This window comes from Oceanobacillus sp. MO10714A (assembly GCF_037072045.1).
Classification (GTDB): domain Bacteria; phylum Bacillota; class Bacilli; order Bacillales; family Amphibacillaceae; genus Oceanobacillus; species Oceanobacillus indicireducens.
Genome location: NZ_JAXHDC010000078.1, coordinates 1 through 7,618, shown reverse-complemented (window position 1 = coordinate 7,618; position 7,618 = coordinate 1). Strand labels below are relative to the sequence as shown.

The 7,618-nt window shown below is 38.6% G+C and carries 5 protein-coding genes and 11 tRNA genes; 14 read left to right on the top strand and 2 right to left on the bottom strand.

The genetic code is table 11. The annotated features are described in order from the left end of the window. Nucleotides 1-153: 153 nt before the first annotated feature. From SPD53_RS19100 to SPD53_RS19050, 11 genes are all read left to right on the top strand, one after another. A tRNA-Met gene (locus SPD53_RS19100) sits at nt 154-230 on the top strand. A gap of 80 nt (nt 231-310) precedes the next feature. Continuing rightward, nucleotides 311-387: transfer RNA gene (locus tag SPD53_RS19095), tRNA-Asp, on the top strand. Between the two features lie 199 nt (nt 388-586). Further along, nucleotides 587-659: transfer RNA gene (locus tag SPD53_RS19090), tRNA-Phe, on the top strand. Nucleotides 660-1,012: 353 nt separating this feature from the next. After that, nucleotides 1,013-1,085 (top strand) — tRNA-Lys (locus SPD53_RS19085). Nucleotides 1,086-1,181: 96 nt separating this feature from the next. Further along, nucleotides 1,182-1,258, top strand: a tRNA-Arg gene (locus SPD53_RS19080). Between the two features lie 100 nt (nt 1,259-1,358). After that, a tRNA-Ile gene (locus SPD53_RS19075) sits at nt 1,359-1,432 on the top strand. Between the two features lie 31 nt (nt 1,433-1,463). Then, nucleotides 1,464-1,556: transfer RNA gene (locus tag SPD53_RS19070), tRNA-Ser, on the top strand. Between the two features lie 10 nt (nt 1,557-1,566). Beyond that, a tRNA-Gly gene (locus SPD53_RS19065) sits at nt 1,567-1,637 on the top strand. Nucleotides 1,638-1,650: 13 nt separating this feature from the next. Then, nucleotides 1,651-1,724 (top strand) — tRNA-Ile (locus SPD53_RS19060). Nucleotides 1,725-1,790: 66 nt separating this feature from the next. Next, nucleotides 1,791-1,864 (top strand) — tRNA-Arg (locus SPD53_RS19055). Nucleotides 1,865-1,932: 68 nt separating this feature from the next. Beyond that, nucleotides 1,933-2,005 (top strand) — tRNA-Ala (locus SPD53_RS19050). Between the two features lie 196 nt (nt 2,006-2,201). Here the strand turns inward: SPD53_RS19050 and SPD53_RS19045 are convergent. After that, complete coding sequence (locus SPD53_RS19045) at nt 2,202-3,221, bottom strand: Rpn family recombination-promoting nuclease/putative transposase (RefSeq protein ID WP_336253501.1); 1,020 nt, start codon at nt 3,219-3,221, stop codon at nt 2,202-2,204. 276 nt (nt 3,222-3,497) lie between these two features. Between SPD53_RS19045 and SPD53_RS19040 the strand changes: the two genes are divergently transcribed. Beyond that, on the top strand, nt 3,498-4,382 hold the full coding sequence (locus SPD53_RS19040; RefSeq protein ID WP_336253500.1) for a transposase: 885 nt from the start codon (nt 3,498-3,500) through the stop codon (nt 4,380-4,382). A gap of 13 nt (nt 4,383-4,395) precedes the next feature. Here the strand turns inward: SPD53_RS19040 and SPD53_RS19035 are convergent, their stop codons facing one another. Continuing rightward, nucleotides 4,396-4,518: a hypothetical protein gene (locus SPD53_RS19035; protein WP_336253499.1), complete on the bottom strand. Its 123-nt coding sequence runs from the start codon at nt 4,516-4,518 to the stop codon at nt 4,396-4,398. A gap of 199 nt (nt 4,519-4,717) precedes the next feature. Here SPD53_RS19035 and SPD53_RS19030 point away from each other — a divergent pair, with 199 nt between their 5' ends. Both SPD53_RS19030 and SPD53_RS19025 read left to right on the top strand, forming a co-directional pair. Next, nucleotides 4,718-5,887 (top strand): DUF4145 domain-containing protein, encoded by a 1,170-nt coding sequence (locus SPD53_RS19030; RefSeq protein WP_156857119.1) that lies wholly within the window; start codon nt 4,718-4,720, stop codon nt 5,885-5,887. An 866-nt stretch (nt 5,888-6,753) separates the two neighbouring features. Continuing rightward, a complete protein-coding gene (locus tag SPD53_RS19025) occupies nt 6,754-7,335 on the top strand; it encodes a DUF5067 domain-containing protein (protein ID WP_336253498.1) in 582 nt (193 codons plus the stop codon). Nucleotides 7,336-7,618: the final 283 nt, after the last annotated feature.

Below are 7,618 nucleotides of genomic sequence, written 5' to 3'. Positions count from 1 at the left end.
TATGTATTTTTACGATCACGGAGTGGAGCAAAGCCGAAACACCTCTGAATAGGCTTTGTGAGAAGTGTAAGCTTCCCCGAATTATCTCGAAACACGATGAACAGTCCTTATTCTATTATTATGCATTAACAAAACTTGCATATTTCTTATTATCGCGGGGTGGAGCAGTCCGGTAGCTCGTTGGGCTCATAACCCAAAGGTCGCAGGTTCAAATCCTGCCCCCGCAACCAAAAAATATTAATGCTAGTTGAATCGGTGGTACTTAGAAAGTGCAACCAAATAACATTAATGTTTTTAAAAATACAATTAAGGTCCGGTAGTTCAGTTGGTTAGAATGCCTGCCTGTCACGCAGGAGGTCGCGGGTTCGAGTCCCGTCCGGACCGCCACTATTATAAATGAATTATTATGGCTCGGTAGCTCAGTCGGTAGAGCATAGCGTAAACTTCTTCGAATTACTTCATTGTAGCTATGCGAGGAGTGCAACTTCGCCGAATAAGCTTGCAACACGACGAGCAACAACATCTTTGAACATGCTTCGAAACAGAACCCGAAGCGAGAGACTAATTAAAATCAGTAATATTCCATGGCTCGGTAGCTCAGTCGGTAGAGCAACGGACTGAAAATCCGTGTGTCGGCGGTTCGATTCCGTCCCGAGCCACTTTTTTAAAAGCAGCACTACATAATATACGTTGGCCTAGCTCAATTGGTAGAGCATGCGAATTACATCCTTGCATGTACTTCTCCGAGGCGGCCTGCGAGGAGTGTACGCATCGTCGAATAATCTTGGAACACGACGAGCTTTCAAACTCCAAGCTCACATAATAAAACCAGCACCAAACTTACAACACGAGCCATTAGCTCAGTCGGTAGAGCACGCCGCGAATTACATCCTTGAGTGAACTTCTCTGAGGCGGCCTGCGAGGAGTGTACGCATCGCCGAATAAGCTTGCAACACGACGAGCTTTCAAACTCCAAGCTCATATAATAAAACCAGCACCAAACTTACAACGCGAGCCATTAGCTCAGTCGGTAGAGCATCTGACTTTTAATCAGAGGGTCACAGGTTCGAATCCTGTATGGCTCATCAATTGAATCACGGTTTTGGCGGGAGTCGCTAGTTGCAGAGGATCTCTAAACCTTCGCGGAGTCTGGTTCCGACTGAACCCCAGAACCATATAAAGCGCCCGTAGCTCAATTGGATAGAGCGTTTGACTACGGATCAAAAGGTTAGGGGTTCGACTCCTCTCGGGCGCGCCATATACATATTTGATTGCGTGAAAGCAGCTCAGAGATGACGGGCATAAAAAATACCAGTGAGGTAGTGAATTCAACTCCCACCGGTCACCCCATAAATACTGGACCCTTAGCTCAGTTGGTTAGAGCTATCGGCTCATAACCGATCGGTCGCAGGTTCGAGTCCTGCAGGGTCCATCGGTTCATCTAAAGAAGCATCATATAGTTCGGAGGTATACCCAAGTCCGGCTGAAGGGATCGGTCTTGAAAACCGACAGGCGGGTCAAACCGCGCGGGGGTTCGAATCCCTCTACCTCCTCCATTTTACATATGCGGGTGTAGTTTAGTGGTAAAACCTCAGCCTTCCAAGCTGATGATGAGGGTTCGATTCCCTTCACCCGCTCTTATTTCATGATGGGCCTGTAGCTCAGCTGGTTAGAGCGCACGCCTGATAAGCGTGAGGTCGGTGGTTCGAGTCCACTCAGGCCCATTAGAAAAACACTTGTTTCTGGGATAGGCAATACATAGTTTTGTAGGAAAATATATTGTTTATGTTGCGCTCTTAGCTCAGCTGGATAGAGCAACAGCCTTCTAAGCTGTAGGTCAGAGGTTCGAATCCTCTAGGGCGCATGAGCCATTCATTATTATTTAGCAGCTTAGGACTAGAATAGCCAACTATTTTACATATATTTTATCTTGGGGCCTTAGCTCAGCTGGGAGAGCGCCTGCCTTGCACGCAGGAGGTCAGCGGTTCGATCCCGCTAGGCTCCATCTAAGCAGGACTACAGTTAGCTTATTAGCTAATTGTAGTCCATTTTTTGTGGTAATTATTTCTTTTGCAATTCACGTTTAATTTCTACAACACGTGATACTGTTAATTCTGTAAAATTCGCTACTTCTTCAACCGCCATACCGCTACTTAGAAGGCGTCGTGCAGTTGTTTCGTTAGCAATTTTTTTACCTTGCTCTAAACCTTTTCTAAACCTTCATATAAACATTGCTTTATACCTTGTTGGAGCCCTTGTTCTAGCCCTTGTTCTAATCCCTCCTTCATTATGCGTTTTCTACCTTCCTCGAGTCCTTCTTTCAATCGCAGTTCCATTTCTCGTTTAGCAGCTTCTTCATCTAAAATATATTTTAGCCTTGCTTCATAAGCAGCGTACTCCTTATCATTCATACTTAATTCTTCCCAATTTTTAAAGGCAGACTCTAATGATTTATCGTTCATTGCAATCTCCTCCAATTTTTGAAAAATGTCATCATAAACCTTTTTATTCTTCCTGTCAACAATTCCTAAAAGTAATAACCATCTTGCTAGTATATCATTCCAAGGGTCAAGCTGCTCTTTTTTCCACGCCTGGATGAGTTTAGGCATTTCTATAAAATGAAATTCCATCAACTCGGTCAGCTTGAACTTTTCTTCATCTTCGTACAGGTGATACGTGGTGTGGAATCGATCCGTTTGCATCAAGTAATTGAAGTTCATGATATTAATGGCAATGACTGGTCTTAGTTCCTTATAAGCCATACTCTTTTTCATTTGCCGGCGATAGATACCTGACCAATAATAAATCGAGCGGTTAATCATATTATGCTGATCCGTGAACTGGATTTCCACATTGATTCGTTCACCAGTTTCAGTTTCAACGATTATATCTAATCGTGACTGCTTGTCACCGTCATATTCCTCTACTTCTTCTACATTTATAAAAATGATGTCTTTAATAGAGTTGCGATTCGTTTTTTGCAAAATTGCATTTAAAAATACTACAGTGATTTGTTTATTCTTTTCTGTACCAAATAACTGTTTAAAAGCATAATCAACTTTTAGATCCATTAATTTGTTCAAGGGTATCCGTTTGAGTAAAGCAGTATCCGAACGTTTTCTGTTTGGCTTTGGTCGAACGCGTTCTTTGTCCTTCTCCTTTACTTCCATTATGACTGGGGGAACAGTGGTATAAATTTCAGAGGGAATATTTCGTGGCATATTGATACTCCTTATTAAATTTTGAGGGTAGTTTCTTTGAAGTATTTCTACTGTAAGTATACCAAATATTTATATAAGATTTAGTTGTTTTTTATCATTCCTTGGAGTATGAAGATGTGTAATTGTTATGGTGGCTCACTTTTAAGTTACCATATACGTGAATAATAGTTTTTCACACTTCATTGAAACGACCGAACAAATGTGCTAAGATAGATAAAGAATATTACCTTCTAGACACCTCACCATAATATCTTAAAAGGACGGGATATCTTGGTAATGCCCCTAGTTATTAGAGAAAAAACGTCGACTTACACAAAACATGATCAGCTTCATAAAAAACTCATCCACACATTTTTCGAAGAATTTCTAAAAGTATTTTTTCCAGCCGTGCATGAGCAGGTTGATTTTCATGCGATTAAACCAATTTCAGAAGAAGTATATACAGATATAGTGGAAGGAGAGACTAGGCGGCTTGATATTGTTGTGGAAACTAAGATAAGAAATACAGATGTTGTGATAATTGTTCATATTGAACCACAGAGCTATGTGCAAAGGTATTTTCATGAACGGATGTTTCATTACTTCAGTCTGCTCTATAATAAGTATAGAAGACCGATTGTGCCTATTGCAGTATTTAGTTATAAGGAAAATTGGGAAAAGAATAAGTATACGATGGAATTTCCATTTTTTCATGTTTTGACATTTAATTTTCTTACCCTGCATTTGAAAAAGGAGAATTGGCGTGATTATATACGTTCGGACAATCCGGCAGCCGCAGCATTATTGAGTAAAATGGGATATGATAAAGGAGAAAAAATAGAAGTAAAAAAGGAATTTTTGCGTATGCTAACGAGAATGGAACTTGATCCGGCAAAACAACGATTAATATATGGCTTCTTTGAAACATATTTAAAACTATCAGAAGACGAGGAGGAAAAGTTGATGAAGGAAATTAGGGAGTTACCAGAGGCTGAAAAAATATTGGAAATTCCAATTTCGTATGAGGAGAAAGGGAAGGAGTTAGGGAGAAAAGAAGGTAGAGTTGAAGGAGTTAAGCAAGTGGCAATGGAAATGATAAAAGAAGGAGCCAGTTTAGAATTCATCTCTAAAGTAACAAAATTAACAATGGAAGAGTTAGAGAAATTAAAAAAGCATCTATGAATATAACTTGAAGTTATTCCAAAAAACCTTCAAGCTGGAGGGCACGTAAGTCTTCCTCAAGTACTTCTTTTTGTTTTACGGAATTCAATTCTTCAAGATACCTTTCCTTGAACTCCATGCAGCCTTGTGCTTGCATGGATTTTTAATGTAGCTGGTACATGTTTGAAATGACAATATAGATCAACTTTACCTATACGAAGATTTGTTCGCTGGAAAGCAACAAATCTGGTAAGATATAGGTAGTAATACACACCTCACAAAATTAAATTTTTCTATCTATAAATACATACATATCAGCAATTTGTTTTAAGATTTACATCAAGGGAGAACAGAAAATGGGAAGTTATTTTTATCAGTTTCTAGAGGATATATCAGAAGAATTGGCAAGGACGTTGGATGAACTGGAAAAGGCTATCTATCACAGTCCTCGCTCGATGTTGACACATAGTAGAACGTTTATCGAAGTATTGCTTGAAAAAGTAATGATCCACGAAAATATGCCCAATGAGCCGTATTTAACGATTAAAACCCGGATTCAAAATTTGGATGATAAAGGGTTGCTGAATGAAGAAGTGAAACATGCATTCCATGAGGTTCGGAAATTAGGGAACGTGGCAGCACATGACACACGACAATTCAGGTTCTCGGAGTCGCTCACATCTTGGGAGCATATTCATACGATTGTGAAATGGTTCGTGGAAGTGTATGAATCGTATACGATTGTAGTTCCAGATTATGTGGATCCAATCATGAAACAGGAGCATTCCTATGGATTAGAAGAGATGGCATTGCGTTTTAAGAAAATTGAAGATCTGTTGAAGGAATCGCTTGCGCATGAGAAACCGAAAGATGTCGAATCTGTAGGAAATGAGATGACTGCAGAAGATAGAACAGAGGAACCGAAGAAGAGGAAGGCCAGGCTTTTATTGCAGGAGGCTTTCAATGAAGAGCCTGGATTTATTCCTGTGCGTACGATTCACTATGGAGATGACTCCATCGATATCCCCTACTTTTTGCGTGATGCATTTCTACTTCCACAGCGTTTTGAAGAGTCGGAGCGGTTTTTAGTTCGTCTAGGTGGAGAGCAACAAGCTAGAATAATGAGTGAACTGCCGCATTCAATGGAAGGTTTCCATTTAAGGGTAACACGTTATACTGAATCTCATTCTGAAACATTCTTTAAAGAGTTGAAAGAATTTGTTGCGGAAGAAATTAGAAGGAAAAAGCTGATGAACAGCCGTCCAGGAGAGTTGTTCTTATTCTATAAGTCTAGTGAAATTGTGGTGACGGAGGATTTGGGCAATGTGGATATCAGTGTAGATAATTTTACTGGTATGCCTGGGTTGATTAAGCAATTAAATCAGGATGGGATTGATAAGGTTCGGGATTTGCCGAAGGAGTTGCTAATTCTTGGGAAATATCGGAGAGTTGGGAAGAGTAGGGTGGAGAGTTTTTTTGGACAGCTTGAGGAGATGCAGGGGAATTTGGTGAAAGAGTTGGTGTAGACACTATTGATAATTATAATGGAACTGCCAAAATTATAAAAGTTGATTAAATGACTGAAGTACCTTGTCAAAAAAAGTATTACTCCAAGATAGGGAATGTAAACTAAACTGTGTAAGTGGAAGAGCGTACGATTCTGCTATTTAAACGATATACTGAAAGGAAATTATTATGAATAGAGAGACGTTTAACGTTCTTATGTTATTTGTTGAATCAAGCTACTTTCTTATTATGGCCTATGCATATTTTTTTTACTATTATTATTGTTAATTCTTGTTGCCAACTAGATTTAATGCTCCATACGTCGTCATCCCACCACCTCCCTTCTATAGGAAGATGATTAACCGCCCACTAAACTTATGTAGTTGCTGTATAGATTATAGCATAAGACTTATTTGAGTAATGGATTGAACAGAACAATCGATCTATTTTCATTATGGAAGGACATAGGGACAGGTTGTTCGTCATCTTATTAACAAGGTAATTCAAACAACGGACCTGTACCTCCGTCCTTTGTAATAATATCCAATCTATTTGATGATAGGATTCAAAAAACCACTAAAATTTGGTTATTATTCGAATGTTGTTTTCAATTCCTATTGAATATCCGTATTATAACAGTATAATAGTTATAAGGAACTGTGCTTAAATGACTGGTAAAATGATATTATAGGGAGTGATTGCTAAGGGGGGGCGATGCCATTTTGTAGTCTAATACTTTAGGAGGTTTATAAAGAAACCTTAGATGGAGGAAAAATAGTAAGTTATATCAACTGTAGGAGCGTTAAGTTAAGTAGGCTATCTATATCGAATAAAAGAATGGAAAATAATATATTTACAAACAATGAATACATATGGAGGTAGAAAAGTGAGTAAAAAGTGGTTAGGTTTATTGATTGCAGGTCTTTTAGTCTTATCAGCCTGTGGAGATACTAATAATGAATCAGGTCAACAAGAGGAAAATGCAGAACCAGAAACAAATGATGTTGCACAAAATGAAGAAATAGAAGAAGCAGAGGAAGAGCAGGAAGAAGAAGTGGAAGTTGAAGAATCATCAGGAAATGAGATTGTCCTTGGCGAACCAATCAATGTGGGAGAATACGAAATGACTATTCAAAGTTATAGCCTTGGTGTAGATTATGATGGAAAAGATGCTTTAATTATTGAATATGATTGGGTCAATAATTCAGATGAATCAGCTTCGCCTTTCATGACTTTCATGCTAAAAGGTTTCCAAGATGGAGTGGAAACGGACGAGGTATTTATGGTTGACGATGTGGATTTATCGATTGGGCAAAAAGAAGTTAGACCAGGTGGATCAATTGAAGGTGCACAGGATATTGTTGGTATAGATGATTTGTCCAAGCCGCTTGAGCTGGAATTAGATGAACTTATGTCTTTTGAAAGCAACCCTTATTTAGTAGAAATTGATTTATCAACATTAGAATAATTTTTAAAAGTTATCTCAATAAAAAAAACGAGTAACAAGATAATTTTTAGCTTAACATTCGCAACAAGTTGACTTTATATGGAATCATAATAAGAAATATTAAGCATTCATGAGATATCTAGATTAATGGACTTAGCAGCATCAGAAATACAATAAATTTCAGTGGAAGCACTACTTTCGGAGCCATGTGTGTAAAAAGAAACGGCTGGGTCTCTAGAGACTACGCTAAGACATAATTCTTTTCTTAATGTAAAATATGCACCAACATAAAAACACAAAAAGT